Source organism: Thalassospira sp. MCCC 1A01428 (assembly GCF_002115825.1).
In the GTDB taxonomy this organism is placed as follows: domain Bacteria; phylum Pseudomonadota; class Alphaproteobacteria; order Rhodospirillales; family Thalassospiraceae; genus Thalassospira.
The window spans coordinates 36,358-51,590 of the sequence record NZ_JFJZ01000006.1 but is presented as its reverse complement, the minus strand read 5'-3'; the positions used below and the strand labels follow the sequence as shown (position 1 = coordinate 51,590).

Here is a 15,233-nt window from a genome sequence, read left to right as displayed (position 1 = left end):
CCAACACCGGGCCTGGGCGGGATGCCAATACCTGCCCTGGAATATTAACCTGAAAACGGCTGTTTCCGCTTTGGTCTGCGGATATCGCGAGATCAGTTTTTGCATCCACCGTGTCGCACAGCGTTGCACCCTCCTGACAGCGTTCTGACAACAGAACGCACTGTCACGATATTGCCCGCTATCACCATTATTTTTCCATTATTATGATGCAATAAATCAGTGATACCAATTTACCCATGCGCAGAGGCCGCCATGCAGACGACGAAAGAAACCGCCGAATCCTTTTTTGACCGGCTCGCTGCACAGGATGCAACGGTTGCCGATATGTTTGCGACCGGCATGCAGTGGAACTTGCCGGGTGATAACAGCTATGACCACGCCGAACCTGTCGATAACATTTCGGCCCGGGCTGCGCTGTTTGGCCGCCTGTGGCCCAACCATGCCCCGGCCGAAAGCCGGTCGATGGGAACACGCCTTATGATCAGCGACCGCCATGTTGCCCTGTTTGGGCAAATCGGCGAAAAAGCCACGACATCGTCCAAACAGAAAATCCGCGATGTTGCCTTTCATCTGGTCATTGAAAACGGCAAAATCCGCCATTTGCACATGTATGAAGATGTCATGGCGGCCATTGTCGCATTTGATTTGATGGAAGATGTTTCAGGCGTTGCAGCGGCGTAACACCGCCGTTTTTTCCGGCAACACCGACGCATTACGCAAAACACACGAAATTGATAACGCACGAACCGATTGTGCAACGTTATAATCAACGGCAACCTGAAAACCTTCAGGTTGCCGTTTGTGTTTTGATAAATACAAGGTGCCCAAATGTCGCCCACACCCCAGGATTCCGGCCCAGCCCCTGTGGCAATGTCGCCCGAATTTAATCCAAACCACCGCACCCGGTTTTTCGCCCTGATTGCGTTTCTGGTTCTGTGCCTGATCATTTCGGTTGCCGGTGGCGCCGCCACGGCAACCAGCGTCGGGGACTGGTACCAAACCCTGAACAAACCGTTTTTCAACCCGCCAAACTGGTTATTTGGCCCGGTATGGAGCATCATTTACGCCCTGATTGCGGTCGCTGGCTGGCGGGTATGGTGCAAAACCGGCTTTTTGCCCCAAACAGGCGGGCGCACCGTTTTCATCCTGTATGGCGCGCAACTGGTATTAAATCTGTTGTGGTCCTTTTTGTTCTTTGGCGCGCAGTCCCCACTGGCAGGGTTAATTGACATCGTTCCATTACTGGTACTGATCCTTGCCAACATCGCCGTGTTTTGGCCCATCGACAGAATGGCTGGCTGGTTGATGGTGCCTTATGCCTTGTGGGTAGGGTTTGCAACCCTGTTAAATTCGGCGATTTGGTGGCTGAACAGTTAAAAAAACGCCCCGAATTACCAGGATAAACGGTTGCACATAACGGCTGGATTTCCTAGTTCCGAAGCAGGCCGGATGCCTATTGCCATTCCGCATCCCTTAAAATGCCGAAAACCTGCCGAGGACTCATGACCAATACCAGCCATTTTCCCGAAATTCCCGAAACAGCGCAGGAAGTACATTTGCTGCGCTATCCCAGCGGCGTCCCCGCCCCTGACGACTTTTCAATTGTTGATGTTCCGGTATTAAAACCACTGGATGGCGAGGTTTTGATCGAAAACATCTGGATGTCGGTTGACCCTTATATGCGCGGCCGCATGAGCCCGCGCAAAAGCTATATCCCGCCCTTTGCCCTTAATGCCCCAATGGAAGGCCACGCCGTGGGCCGCGTTATTGCATCGCGCGATAAAAGGTTTACCGAAGGCGACCTGGTAACATCCATGACAGGATGGCGCAGCCATGCCTTGCTGGAACGCGATTATTTGCATCCCCTGCCCGATACCCCGGACATTCCCGAGCAGGCTTTTTTAGGCCCCCTGGGCATGCCCGGCATGACAGCATGGGTTGGTCTTAACAAAATCGCCCAGTACCAGGCTGGTGAAACCGTGTTTGTTTCGGCCGCAGCCGGTGCCGTCGGCTCGGTCGCGTGTCAATTGGCAAAGGCCAAAGGGTGCCGTGTTATTGGCAGTACCGGTAACGCCGACAAAGCTGACTGGTTAAAAAACACCATTGGCATTGATAGCGTCATCAATTACCGCGAAACCGATGACCTTTCCGCCGCCCTTGATGACGCCGCACCGCATGGCATTGATGTTTATTACGAAAATGTTGGCGGCCCTCATCTGGAAGCGGCCCTTGACCATATCAACATCAATGGCCGTATTGCCGTTTGCGGTATGATTTCGGTTTATAATGACCGCGAAAAAGCCACCGGGCCACGCAACCTGTTTCGCCTGACGGCACAACGTGCCCGCATGGAAGGTTTTATCGTTTCAGATCATTGGTCATCCTACCCCGAATTTGTCCGCGAAGGGGTTGACCTGGTACGATCGGGCGCATTGACATGGCGTGAAACCGTTTACGAAGGCCTTAACAAAGCCCCCGATGCCTTTATTGGCCTGTTCGATGGCAAGAACACCGGGAAAATGCTGGTTAAGCTGGCTGCCTGAAACGGTTTGCAAACAAAATAACGACCAAAACATACATAATGTTCTGGTCGTTATCCTTTGCAAACCAGCGGGCCAGCGGCCATTGTTTGTCCATACGGCCCGGCCCGTCACCTGTGACTATTATCCTGTTAAAGCTCCCAGATTTTCCCGCACCACATCAATCGCGGCATCAATTGTGTTTGATCGGTTTCTCGCAGCATACAGCCCATATTTCACCGTAGGTGGCGTTCCGCCAAAAGACGATGAAACGACGCGCATGGTTCGGGTATTAACGCTTTCGCTGGTCATCAATGCCAGGCCAAGGCCGTTTTCAACTGCCGTAATCATCGCACCCATATTATGGCTGGTCAGGACCACGCGAAACTCAAGCTCTGCCTCCATTAATTTGTCAAACATAATGCGGCGCCAGGCACAGGGCTCGGCATTAACAATCACATCCAGCGGTGAAGCAAGGTCAAGCGTTGCATCAATTCCGCATACCCAGTTCAGGTTTACATCCCAAACTTCCAACGGATCGGCCGAAAAGGCCGAGCACGTCGCCACTGCCAGATCCAGCATCCCGTCGTTCCAGCGCTGCCCAAGCGCGCTGCCGTGATCAATGGTCACATTCAAGTGCAATCCCGGAAAAGTGCGCCTCAGCCTTGCAAGTGCCGAAGGCAGGGTGGAATCGGCGATGGTTTCTGTCAAACCAATACGAATTTCGCCAATCTCCACATTTTTGCGAAAATGCGCAGCGGCCTCCTCGCACAGCATCAAAATCCGCCGCGCATAGACCAGCATCACTTCACCGTCATCGGTAGGCACCACACCCCGCCCGGTTCGTCGCAACAAGGGTTGGCCGACCACATCTTCCAGCCGACGAATTTGCATACTAAGTGCGGATTGCGTTCGTCCAAGCTCGCTTGCGGCACGGTTTATACTGCCATGCGAGCATACCGCAACAAACACCCGTAAAAGACGTGGATCAAATGCGTCTGATATCATCTCATACTGAATTCTGGTTTCTACTTTATCAGCCTATCCTGATCGCTTTCTCTCTCATACCGTCCAGACAAAATCAATATCGCAAAGGACGCACACCATAGTCATAGAAATCAGACAGACACGGCAAGCAACACTCTCGATCCACAAAACAGATGCCGGGAAAATACTTTCCACGCATATGAAAATCTCGAACGGAGACTAATTTTGGTTAATATCTCACAGGAAACACCGGAACAAACCGATACCCGTTTACGGCAGGTCATGGTGCAAACACAGTTTAAGGCCTATGCCGAACCCTATATTTTCGATGAATTTCCGATTACGGAATTTTCAGCACGCATTCGCGAAGATGCACTGGCAATCGTGCGTGATGACGATGTCTGGAGCCAGCTTGTCCCTGCAAAGGACGATCGCGGCGAACAGTTTCAGATATTCAGGCTGCATTTCCCTGCCGGAGCGGACAATAGTGGCTTTGTCGGCTGGTTAGCCAACCACTTGAAACACAAGTATGGTACCGGTGTTTTTGTTGTTTGCGGGCAAAATAGCGCGCAAGGCGGAATTTTCGACTATTGGGGTTATCCTGCCGAACTTGCACATGATATTCTTGCGGAACTGGCCAGTCTTAGAAACCAGGTCAAAACTGACTGATCAGCATATGATTTAATCGAAGTGCCTATCCCTTTGGAAAGCACTTCGATGAGCTTGGCAAAAGCACAGCGCCGATACTTAAACCCGCTACGGGTTCTCTGCATCAGCAGCCAACGATCCATTATTCGATAACCCCAACCGGCCAATAGACGGCAGTCGAATGGCAGGGCGGTTAAAATCGATGCCGAAATTTAACCCCAGCAGGTTGATTTCAAGGCCTTCTTCCAGCCCGGCGGTAAAACCTAACATGCCAAACAGGTTCGCCTGCACCCCTGTTCCCGACGGCGACAGGCCCACCGGGTTGGTAATGGCGCGGTAATCCTTGCCAATTGCATTGGCTGGCATATCAAGATCAAGTGCCGGAACTTCACGGCCAATATGGGCAATAAAGGTATTGCTGTTGGGGCCGGGATAGCTGCGATATTGCTGCGGATAGGGATAGGATTGCACCGCTTTTTCAACGTTATCAATGATCGCATCGACGCCGTCGCCGCGCAGATCAACCAAAACTTCCGGCTCTGCACCGAACCACAATCCATCGGGAATGGCATAGTTGGTGCGAACAACATTGCCCCCACCCCAGCCAACAACATCATAACGGATAAACGCATTGGCACCGCTATGTTTAACAATGATCCATGTGTGAACGGCAAAATAACCCCGCCAGCTATAGGTCGATGCCGCATAGACCTGCACGATTGCGGTATCGACATTTGCCACCGGATCGGGGGCAATGCCCGCTGAATGGCGCGGCGCTGTGCGCCAGCTGTTCTTTGCACCATCATTGCCGGGGGGATTTTGGGCAAGGCTGATCCCGAATGGCAATATCAGCACCATAACCAGCCCCAATAACAACGTTGTTCGACGTTTCAAATGATTCATCCATTTTCTACAATTGCATAACAGAGTACCCCCGTAGCCCCGCGTTGCCATTTCACAAATATGTCAGATTTATTTACGTCGTCCAGTACCGGTGCGGATCAACTATACGTGTTTATTACGGCCCTGCGGCAAAACTGGTATCGTAAGCAAGATGGCTTGCACGTTTCATACGCCACCACGTAACCGGTACCATTGCCGTGTATCGTTTGAAAAACCGGTTGAAATAGGCCGGATTGCGAAAACCGGGACCACAGGTTATCTGCACCACGGCCCAAAAGATTGTTCCAGCCACAGGCAGGCCTAAATGAGACGGTCATGGATAAGTGGCAGGGGCGATTTACCGGTTACCCGTATGGTGGCCGATGCCAAAACCAGCGTAACATCAGATTACGCAGCACAAACAAACCGGCTGCCATGCCAGCCCCACCGAGGATCACGTTCCGATGTATGACATTAACCTGTTGATCAATAATACCGACACACCCGCCAGCCAGAACCGCACCTTTACCCGCAAAAACCCGATAACCGGCGACATTGCCACCACGGCCGCCGCGGCAACCAGTGCCGATGCCATTCGTGCCGCCGATGCCGCGGCAAGCGCGTTTCCTGCATGGTCAAAAACAGGGCCTGGTGCGCGGCGGGCCATTTTGCTCAAAGCCGCCGATATTATGGAAAGCAAAGGCGAGGAATTTGGCCGCCGGGTGCTGGTCGAAACCGGCAGCACCGCAATGTGGGGCGGGTTTAACGCCCATCTGGCCGCCAATATGTTGCGCGAAGCAGCATCAATGACCACGCAAATCACCGGTGATGTTATTCCATCCGATGTGCCGGGCAGTTTTGCCATGGGTATTCGCCAGCCTGCCGGTGTGGTTTTGGGTATCGCCCCCTGGAATGCCCCGGTGATTTTGGGCACTCGTGCCATTGCCATGCCGCTGGCCTGCGGCAATACGGTGATCCTGAAGGCATCCGAGCTTTGCCCCGCCATTCACCATTTAATCGGCGATTGCCTGCGTGAAGCCGGTGCGCCCGAAGGTGTGGTTAACGTGATTACCAATGCCCCCGAAGATGCGCCGGAAATTGTTGAAACCCTGATTGCCCACCCCGCCGTCCGCCGCATTAATTTCACCGGCTCTACCCGGGTGGGTCGCATTATTGCCGGGTTGGCGGCACAGCATTTAAAACCGGTTTTGCTGGAACTGGGCGGCAAGGCCCCGTTTTTAGTGCTGCATGACGCCGATATTGACGAAGCCGTTAACGCCGCGGCCTTTGGGGCCTATATGAACCAGGGCCAAATCTGCATGTCGACCGAACGGCTCATTGTCGATAATGCCATTGGCGATGATTTTGTTGCCAAACTGGCCGCCAGGGCAAAAACCCTGACCGCGGGCGACCCGGCCGGGGGCGAACATATTTTGGGCGGCGTGGTTACTGCCGAAGCCACCCGCCGGATCGAGGAACTGGTGGCCGATGCCATATCAAAGGGGGCCAGGTTAATGGCGGGGTCGGGCAAGGCCGATGGCGCCTTGATGGACGCCACATTGCTGGACCATGTCACGTCATCAATGCGGATTTACAGCGAGGAGAGTTTTGGCCCGGTGGTCTGTGTGATGCGCGTGGACGACGAAGACGAAGCCATTCGCATTGCCAACGACAGTGAATATGGCCTGTCATCGGCAGTATTTTCGCGCGATGTTTCGCGCGCCATGCAGGTCGCCCAACAAATTGAAAGCGGCATTTGCCACATTAACGGCCCCACCGTGCATGACGAGGCGCAAATGCCGTTTGGCGGCGTTAAATCCAGCGGCTATGGCCGATTTGGCGCCAAGGCATCGATTGATGAATTTACCGACATGCGCTGGATCACCATTCAGAACGGCAAGCGGCATTATCCATTCTGACGTGTCTTAAAATAACAAAGACAAGGCCCGGAAACGTTATGCTCCGGGCCTTGCACCTAAGCACGCAACCAATCTCAGGCGCGCAATGCTGCCTGAACCATAACTTCCAGCGCACTGGAAAACCGCGACCGGTCCTTTTGCGTGAAACCGGCATTACGGCCCTGCTCGCCAGTGACTTCACGCATATGGGCGGCAATTTCACGCCCGGCCAGCGCATTGGCAATATTGGCCTCGGTAAAGGCTTTGCCCGTCGGCCCCAACACATGCGCGCCCAGTTCCAGCCCGCGCGACGCCAGCGGAATATCGGCTGTGATAATCACATCGTTGGTGCTGGCATTTTCGGCAATCCAGTCATCGGCAGCATCGGGTTCGGGCGGGACAAAAATGCTGTGGATAAGCGGGTTGCGCGACGGGCGAATGCCCCCGTTCGACACCAGGAACATTTCGATACGGTGGCGTTCGGCAACACGTTCGCATTCAGCCTTTACCGGGCAGGCATCGGCGTCAACAAACAGCCGGGCGCGCTGGGGTGTTGGGTTTTGATTTTGATCTGACATGGGCTGATCATCGCGTCAGATGCGCCAAAGTCAAGTGGATCATGCCTGTTGCGGGGGTGCTTCTTCGGCGGGGGCGTCGCCAATCACCAGCAACACCAAACCGCCAATGGCAACGATAAAACCGGACACCGCAACCGTGGCATGAAACGAATACCAGTTGGCAATGGTCCCCATTAAAAGGTTGCCGGTAAGACCGCCGACAAACAATGTGCTGATATAATAACTGGTTGCCATGCCGGGCCGATGCCGGGCAAAATTTTGCACAAACGTCATGCCAATGGCGGCAAACAGCCCGTAATAAAGGCCATCCAATGCCCCCAAGGCCAGCACATGCAGCAAGGTTTGCGCATGATACACCAGCGCAAAAAACAACACCGCACAGCTTGCCGCAATCATCAGGCCCCTGCGTTCCCCAATGCGATGGATAACCCCGGCTGATGCGTAAATTGCGATCACCTCGACAAAGCATTTCACCGTTAGTTCAAACCCGGCGGCAGCGGGTGCCAGGCCAAGGCCGGTTGTGAAATAAAGCGGCATCGCGGTTAAAAACAATACATGCCCGGTCGAAATCAGATAGACCGGAATACAGGCCAGCACCAAACCGCGATTAAACGGCACCTTTTGCCCCGGCGTGATACTGCCGGGATGGTGGGTTTTAAAGGCTGATGGCACCACACAAAAACAAAATAACAGCCACGCCGCGCCTAAGCCCGCAATGGCAAAATAGATGGCCGTGAAACCAAATGCGCCATAAACCGATAATGATATGGCGGGGCCGACCATCCAGCCCAGCGATGTTTGCATCCGCAACCAGGAATTAAACTTTTTTACGTCACGACCGGTTTGTTCGGCAAACAAACGCCCGAACGAATACACCACCGATAACGCGCCGGACCCAACCCCGATCAGGACCGAGGCAATACCCGCATAAACCCAATACACCTGAAAGGTACCGATAATTCCCATACCGATGGTAAAGCAGGTAATACTGATTAGCAGCAAACGGCGAACAGGCACCCCGCGATCAATCGCATGGCCGTAATAACGGTTGGTTAATAGTGTTACCACCACCTTGATAATGGCCGCTACGCTGATTTTCCACGGTGCTTCGCCCAGCCCGTCGACAACAAACAAGCCCCCCAGCGGTGCCGATGTCGACGAGGCAAACGCCCCCACCAGCACAACCCCAAGAACAAGAAACGGGAAACGGTCGAGAAGGGCCATTGCACCGGTTAAAGGAGGCTGCAACTGCTTGCCGGATGTTTGCGCCGTATCTACCCGCTTGTTCATCACCGATCCATCCCCGACACACCTTCAAAACCGAAAGCCTGTTTTAGGGACTGTCGCGAAAGGGGAAAACCATAAACCGGCAACAACTGGAAACTGTCACATAAGTGACACCAGCCTAACCGGCCAGCCCGCCAACAAAATTTGCCAGTTCGGGTGTTTTAGGGTTGGCAAAAACCGCTTCGGGGGCCCCTTTTTCGTGGATGCGGCCATGATGCATAAAGACCAGTGTATCGCAAACTTCGCGGGCAAAACGCATTTCATGGGTCACCATCACCAGCGTCATGCCTTCTTCGGCCAGTTGGCGCACAACGGCCAGCACTTCGTTAACCAGTTCCGGGTCCAGCGCGGATGTGACTTCATCGCACAGCAACACGCGCGGCTTCATGGCAAGGGCGCGGGCAATGGCAACACGTTGTTGCTGCCCCCCCGAAAGCTGGTCGGGGTAATGGGTCATTTTATCGGCCAGGCCAACCTTGGTCAGCATTTCTTCGGCAATGGCGCGGGCTTCGGCTTTGGACTGTTTTTTCACCACCTGGGGCGACAGCATCACGTTTTCAAGGGCGGTATAATGCGGAAACAGATTGAACTGCTGAAACACCATGCCGACATTCAGGCGCAGATCAAGAAGGTCGGTGTCATGATCGCCAACCTTTTTACCTGCAACCATGATGGTGCCGTCATCGATGGTTTCCAGGCCATTGATGGTACGCAAAAGCGTGCTTTTGCCCGATCCGCTGCGCCCGATCAGCGCGATAACCTGCCCTTCATCGATTTTCAAATCAATGCCCTTAAGGACCTGCACCGCGCCAAAACTTTTGTGAATGGCATGAAGCTCAACGAGAGACATTATGAAGTTTTCCTTCCAGGCGGCGGGCATAAAGCGACAGCGGGTAACAGATGACAAAATAAAGCACGGCAACACAGCCATAGACGGTGAAGGGCGCGTAAGTGGCGTTCGTGATCATGGTTCCCGCCTTGGTTAGTTCGACAAAACCGATAATCGAGGTCACAGCTGTGCCCTTAACCACCTGAACTGAAAAACCAACCGTGGGTGCGACTGCAATGCGCAAGGCCTGCGGCAGGATGATATAGCGCATTTGCTGGGTAAAATTCATGCCCAGGGTTGCCGATGCTTCCCACTGGCCTTTATTGACCGATTCAACACAACCGCGCCAAATCTCGGTTAAAAACGCACTGGTAAACAGGGTTAAGCCCAGCATGGCGGCGATCCAGGGCGAAACATCAATGCCGATCAGGGGCAAGCCAAAAAACAGAATGAATAACTGCATCAAAAGCGGCGTGCCCTGAAACAGTTCGACATAGCCGCGCACCAGCCGCATGGCCCACGGGTTGCCTGCCGTGCGCACCAGCAATAACACCAGGGCGACAAACCCGCCCATGACAAAGGCTACAAGCGACAGCAATACCGTCCAGCGAGCGGCAAGCAGCAAATTATAAACAATGTCCCACAGGGTAAATTCAGGCATGGTGCCGCCGTTCAAACAAAAAGTTACCAAAGATTTTCAAAATCTGGCGCAGTACAATAGACATCACCAGATACATCCCGGTCGTAACGAAATAGACCTCGAAAGCGCGAAAATTCATGCCCTGAATATAATTGGCGGCAAAGGTCAGCTCTTCGGCGGCAATTTGCGAACAGACAGAAGACCCCAGCATGACGATCACCACCTGACTGGACAAAGCCGGCCAGATTTTTTTCAAGGCCGGGCGGATAACGATATAGCGAAAAATCTGCACCCGGTTCATCGCCAGGCTTTGGGCCGCTTCGATCTGCCCTTGCGGGATGGCCTGAATACCTGCACGGACAATTTCGGTCGAATAGGCACCAAGATTTATGACCATTGCCAGGGCAGCAGCCTGAAATTCAGACAGCTTTACCCCCAGCGCAGGCAAACCGAAAAAGATGAAAAACAATTGCACCAGAAACGGTGTATTGCGGATCAGTTCGACATAGACAGCCACAATCTGGCTGATAACCGGGATGCGTGAGCTTCGCGCCCACGCCCCTAAAATACCCAGCCCGACACCGGCGACAGCCCCAACAGCAGCCAGTTCGGTCGTCAGCACAACGCCATCCAGCAGCAGTTTCCAGTGTGGAAGAATTGAGCCAAAATCAAATTGATAAGCCATTAAAAAGCTATCACCTGTTTGTCGCGATGAGATGAGATCAGAACTTTTCAGGCAACGGGTTGCCCAGCCACTGAATGGAAATGTCGTTCAGACGGCCATCTTTCAGCGACGCGGCAATAATTTCGTTTACCTTGGCTTTAAGTTCCGGTTCGTCCTTGTTCAGGCCGACATAACAAGGCGAATTTTTAATCAGGAATTTCGGTTCCGGCTTGCGCGGCGGGTTGCGTTTGATAATGGCAGCGGCGGATACGTTACCGGTGGCAATCACTTCGACCTGACCGGAAAGAAACGCGGAAATGGTGGCGTTGTTATCTTCGTATCGTTTGATATCGACATCTTTGGGCGCGATTTTCTGCAATTCCATATCTTCGATGGTCGCGCGCGTGACACCCAGAGTGTGACCACTAAGGTCTGCCGGGCCTTTAATTTCGATATCGGCCGGGCCAAAAACGCCGTTAAAAAACGGGGCATACGGGTCGGTAAAATCGATAACCTTTTCACGGTCCGGGTTTTTGCCCAGCGTCGAAATCACCAGATCAACCTTGCCCGTGGTCAGGTAAGGGATACGGTTATTGGTGGTGACCGGCACCATTTCCAGCTTAACACCCAGATCACTGGCAATCAGCTTGGCCATATCAATGTCATAGCCCTGGGGCTGCATATCGGTTCCAACAGTGCCAAACGGCGGAAAATCCTGCGGGACGGCAATTTTTATCACACCGGCATCCTTGATCGCCGAAAGCGCGCCCGCCGCCGATGCCCCGGCCAGCGGGGCCGCCATCATTGCCACTGCGGCAAGTGTTACCTTCAGGAAATTCTTCATGTGCCTCTCCGAATTGCATATTTGAGATAAGTTTAATTTTTGATCATTATTAATTGGTGCATATTTTTTATACTATTGTCCATGCTGATTTTTGCATCGCAGCAAAATACAACTTCAAATTTTACGAAAAGTGTTGAAATATAACGGAATTAAAAATTTCCGCCTTATCCATCTGGTCTGACCAGTTAAGGGAGTTTCAATGAAACAAACCGAAAGCGCGCCCGAACGTGCCACACGAGAGATCAGAAAACTCATCAAAACCAGGGCATTACAAACAGGAGACTCGCTTCCCTCCCAGCGCATTCTTGCGCAGGAGCTTCACATCAGCCGCGCCAGCCTGCGCGAGGCTTTGGCAACACTGGAGGCACTTGGCCTCATTCGTGTTCAGGCCGGAAAAGGGGTGTTTGTGACGGACCCGCAAGATGGCACGCCGCGCGACGCCCGCTCCACCCGGCACGCAGCACAGGTCTATCAGTTCAGGTTGGCAATTGAACCTTATGTTGCGGGGCTGGCCGCACAGGCAAGAACCAACATACATTTGTCAGCTTTGCAAAACAGCATTGAAGAAATGCGCCAGGCATTTCTTGATGATAATCTGTTTCAGGCCGCAAAGGCCGATACCGAATTTCATAATATTTTGCTGCACGCAGCCGATAATCCGCTATTTGCCAAGGCAATGCACCCTACGGCGCAAAGCATTCACGAAAACCAGATGCTCCCCTTTGCCAACGCAGCAGCCATACAGGCCCCGCTCCAGGAACATGAACAGGTTTTACGGTTTGTACGCGAACGCAACCCGTCGCGCGCCCGCGATGCCATGCATTTCCATGTGTTAAGTGCCGCCACCCGGGCCAACATAGCGTTTTTACGCCCATAACAGCGCAAGCCGCACCACAACAGCCACCCAATTCGTCAAGCGGTTATGGGCATTACACCTCAGGCAGCATGACTGTTCGCAACCTCGCTGGCGGCCCCTGATCACTATTTTTCGGGCAGGGTTACTTTGTGCTCCGATGTTTTCGATATTTCCCGCAGGTGGCTGTATCGTCGCACCAAACAAAACAAACCCCGCCCGGTTACCCGGGCGGGGTTTGCAATTTCAGCGTTACCTCGAAAGGCAACAAACCGAATTAGGCAGCGGTCAGATCGTCAGCCGAAACGCGGCCCGAACGTGAGTCGGTGCGCAGTTCGTAGTTGATCTTGTCGCCTTCCTGCGGGTGACGCAGGCCAGCGCGTTCAACTGCACTGATGTGCAAGAAAACGTCATTTCCGCCTTCGTCCGGCTGAATGAAACCAAAGCCTTTGGTTGCGTTAAACCATTTTACGGTACCAGTTGCCATTTTAATCTCTCCTATGAGTATAGTTGGCCCAAACTGTCAGACAGAACCCCGCGTGGATCCTGTCCATCTTTTTCGGAAATCAGCTTACGCGACAGAATGACGCGGGCGATTTCCTGTTTTCGACCGGCCACGATCAGAAGCATTCGCAGCTCCCCTTGCCGGACCGGAATTTCGTGAATTTCGGCTGGTACGCCCCGCATCGGCATTTGCACTGCCATTGCCGGTCGCACCGGATTTGCCCGATGACGTTTTACCCAGAAACGCTACGCTGGAAGCGATACGGTTCTGGCTGGCATCACTGCCGCCGTCACGGTCATTACGATTATTGCGCGGCGCGTTTCCGCGCACGGCACCACCATTGCCACTGCGCCCGGAACGGGCCGGGGCACCATCGCGGCTATTACGTGCAACAAACCCGGTTTTTACCGGCTGCGCAGCAGCCCCGTCTGTGGTGCCGCTTGCGGCAATATTTGTATTTTCACCGCGCGGCGCATCAGAAGCCGGCTTCCGCCCGCCTTTATAACGCCCTTGCGCCGGCTTTGCTGCCGGGCCGTCACTACGGTTGGCAGCGCCATTGCGGCCACCTTCTGCACGACGACCATTGGCACTGCCACCATTATTTTGGCGGCCACCATTGCCATTACCAGCCGCACCACGGCTGGAACGGCGCGGGCCTTGCGCAGCACGGTTCGCAGCGGATTCAGCTTCTTCCTGGGCTGCGGCCTTCGCATCGCGACGATCAATCGACGGAATGGTCTGCCGGGTTGTGCGTTCAATATCGCGCAGCAAACTACGCTCATCATCCGCACAAAACGCAATCGCATGGCCCGCAGCACCCGCACGGGCGGTACGACCAATACGATGAACGTAGCTTTCAGGAACATTGGGAAGTTCGTAATTGACCACATGGGTCACGCCATCAACATCAATGCCGCGTGCGGCAATGTCGGTGGCAACCAAAACCTGAACCTGACCATCCTTAAAGGCTGCCAGGGCGCGTTCACGCTGGTTCTGGCTTTTATTACCATGAATGGCGGAAGCACTGATTTTGCAAGATTCCAGATGGCGCGCCACCCGGTCCGCCCCGCGTTTGGTGCGGGTAAAAACCAGGGTCCGGCCAAAAGCAGGGTTATCAAGCAACTCGGCCAGCAAAGCCCGCTTGCGTGATGCCTCGATCAGATAAACCGACTGATTGACACGTTCAGCAGTGGTGGAGACCGGCGTTACCGAAACCTTGACCGGATCGCGCAGCATATCGCCGGCAAGCTGTCCGATCTGGGTTGGCATGGTAGCCGAGAAAAACAGGTTCTGACGGGATTTTGGCAGCATCTTGACGACACGGCGGATCGGCGGCAGGAAGCCGAGATCCAGCATGTGGTCGGCCTCGTCGAGAACGACGACTTCGACCTGGTCAAGTTTCAGCTTGCCGCTGTCGACATGGTCAAGCAAACGGCCTGGCGTTGCGACAAGCACATCGACACCCGGCGTAATTGCCTTGATCTGCGGACCGGGGGAAACCCCGCCCACAACAACCGCAACAGTGGTTTTGGTAAAGCGGCCATAAGCACGGAAGCTGTCGCCAATCTGTGCGGCCAGCTCACGCGTCGGCGCCAGCACCAATACACGGCAATGCCGGGGTGCGGTCCGTTTTTCTGATTTGGAAAGACGGTCTAATATCGGCAGTGCAAAAGCAGCGGTTTTGCCGGTGCCGGTCTGGGCAATACCCAGAAGATCTTTGCCTTCCAGAAGGGAAGGAATGGCCTGTGCCTGAATGGGCGTCGGCGTAACGTAACCTTCGTGCGTTAAGGCTCGAAGTACGGGCTCGGCCAGGCCGAGATCCGAAAACTGGGTCAAATAAATAGTTCTCTTAGGTTTGCAGCAGCAGACAAAGGGAATCGGCCCTTGATATGTTTAACTTACAGGTCTGCGCCTTGCATCTCTTTCGAATTACCCGCGTAGCAGGGCAGTTCCATGCTGTTCTTCCGTAACCACTCAACAGGCAGGAACAAGTTAACGTTCCTTCTACGCTACTGGAGCAATCAAATGACTTGGGCAAGATACGCAGAGTTCCACGACGTTGTCAAACGGGATATTTCAACCTGCCCCCAAGGTTTTTA

At 53.8% G+C, this 15,233-nt stretch carries 16 protein-coding genes; 6 read left to right on the top strand and 10 right to left on the bottom strand.

The features are described 5' to 3' along the window. Window positions 1-252: 252 nt before the first annotated feature. The 3 genes from THS27_RS07025 (at window position 253) to THS27_RS07015 (ending at window position 2,543) form a co-directional block, all read left to right on the top strand. The gene (locus THS27_RS07025; protein ID WP_085589285.1) at window positions 253-681 is read left to right on the top strand and encodes a nuclear transport factor 2 family protein; all 429 of its coding nucleotides are present in this window, start codon (window positions 253-255) and stop codon (window positions 679-681) included. A 147-nt stretch (window positions 682-828) separates the two neighbouring features. Next, window positions 829-1,377, top strand: coding sequence for a TspO/MBR family protein (locus THS27_RS07020; protein ID WP_246832874.1), 549 nt, complete (start codon window positions 829-831; stop codon window positions 1,375-1,377). 125 nt (window positions 1,378-1,502) lie between these two features. Further along, window positions 1,503-2,543 (top strand): NADP-dependent oxidoreductase, encoded by a 1,041-nt coding sequence (locus THS27_RS07015; protein WP_085589283.1) that lies wholly within the window; start codon window positions 1,503-1,505, stop codon window positions 2,541-2,543. Window positions 2,544-2,663: 120 nt separating this feature from the next. Here the strand turns inward: THS27_RS07015 and THS27_RS07010 are convergent, their stop codons facing one another. After that, window positions 2,664-3,527: a LysR family transcriptional regulator gene (locus THS27_RS07010; RefSeq protein ID WP_085589281.1), complete on the bottom strand. Its 864-nt coding sequence runs from the start codon at window positions 3,525-3,527 to the stop codon at window positions 2,664-2,666. Between the two features lie 204 nt (window positions 3,528-3,731). On the opposite strand from THS27_RS07010, the gene THS27_RS07005 reads away from it, so the two are divergent. Then, a complete protein-coding gene (locus THS27_RS07005) occupies window positions 3,732-4,175 on the top strand; it encodes a DUF6196 family protein (RefSeq protein ID WP_085589279.1) in 444 nt (147 codons plus the stop codon). A gap of 87 nt (window positions 4,176-4,262) precedes the next feature. Here THS27_RS07005 and THS27_RS07000 read toward each other — a convergent pair whose 3' ends face one another. Beyond that, window positions 4,263-5,048 (bottom strand): DUF3750 domain-containing protein, encoded by a 786-nt coding sequence (locus THS27_RS07000; protein ID WP_371455228.1) that lies wholly within the window; start codon window positions 5,046-5,048, stop codon window positions 4,263-4,265. 452 nt (window positions 5,049-5,500) lie between these two features. Here THS27_RS07000 and THS27_RS06995 point away from each other — a divergent pair, with 452 nt between their 5' ends. Further along, complete coding sequence (locus THS27_RS06995) at window positions 5,501-6,955, top strand: aldehyde dehydrogenase (protein WP_085589275.1); 1,455 nt, start codon at window positions 5,501-5,503, stop codon at window positions 6,953-6,955. A gap of 74 nt (window positions 6,956-7,029) precedes the next feature. Here THS27_RS06995 and THS27_RS06990 read toward each other — a convergent pair whose 3' ends face one another. The 6 genes from THS27_RS06990 to THS27_RS06965 all read right to left on the bottom strand — a co-directional run bounded on the left by THS27_RS06990 (window position 7,030) and on the right by THS27_RS06965 (window position 11,776). Continuing rightward, window positions 7,030-7,512, bottom strand: coding sequence for a YaiI/YqxD family protein (locus THS27_RS06990; protein WP_085589273.1), 483 nt, complete (start codon window positions 7,510-7,512; stop codon window positions 7,030-7,032). A gap of 39 nt (window positions 7,513-7,551) precedes the next feature. Continuing rightward, window positions 7,552-8,802, bottom strand: a complete 1,251-nt coding sequence (locus THS27_RS06985) for an MFS transporter (RefSeq protein ID WP_085589271.1) — start codon at window positions 8,800-8,802, stop codon at window positions 7,552-7,554. 115 nt (window positions 8,803-8,917) lie between these two features. Further along, complete coding sequence (locus THS27_RS06980; RefSeq protein ID WP_085589269.1) at window positions 8,918-9,649, bottom strand: amino acid ABC transporter ATP-binding protein; 732 nt, start codon at window positions 9,647-9,649, stop codon at window positions 8,918-8,920. Continuing rightward, entirely contained in the window at window positions 9,636-10,289 is a 654-nt protein-coding gene (locus tag THS27_RS06975) for an amino acid ABC transporter permease (protein WP_085589267.1), read from the bottom strand. The genes THS27_RS06980 and THS27_RS06975 overlap by 14 nt, the downstream gene beginning before the upstream one ends. After that, on the bottom strand, window positions 10,282-10,953 hold the full coding sequence (locus THS27_RS06970; RefSeq protein WP_085589265.1) for an amino acid ABC transporter permease: 672 nt from the start codon (window positions 10,951-10,953) through the stop codon (window positions 10,282-10,284). The genes THS27_RS06975 and THS27_RS06970 overlap by 8 nt, the downstream gene beginning before the upstream one ends. 37 nt (window positions 10,954-10,990) lie before the next feature. Further along, window positions 10,991-11,776, bottom strand: a complete 786-nt coding sequence (locus tag THS27_RS06965) for a transporter substrate-binding domain-containing protein (RefSeq protein WP_085589263.1) — start codon at window positions 11,774-11,776, stop codon at window positions 10,991-10,993. 199 nt (window positions 11,777-11,975) lie between these two features. On the opposite strand from THS27_RS06965, the gene THS27_RS06960 reads away from it, so the two are divergent. After that, on the top strand, window positions 11,976-12,653 hold the full coding sequence (locus tag THS27_RS06960) for a FadR/GntR family transcriptional regulator (RefSeq protein WP_085589261.1): 678 nt from the start codon (window positions 11,976-11,978) through the stop codon (window positions 12,651-12,653). Between the two features lie 253 nt (window positions 12,654-12,906). Here THS27_RS06960 and THS27_RS06955 read toward each other — a convergent pair whose 3' ends face one another. Then, entirely contained in the window at window positions 12,907-13,116 is a 210-nt protein-coding gene (locus THS27_RS06955; RefSeq protein WP_073953706.1) for a cold-shock protein, read from the bottom strand. Between the two features lie 84 nt (window positions 13,117-13,200). Next, window positions 13,201-14,970 carry a DEAD/DEAH box helicase gene (locus THS27_RS06950; protein WP_085589259.1) on the bottom strand — a complete coding sequence of 590 codons (1,770 nt, stop codon included), beginning with the start codon at window positions 14,968-14,970 and terminating at the stop codon, window positions 13,201-13,203. Window positions 14,971-15,233 lie beyond the last annotated feature (263 nt).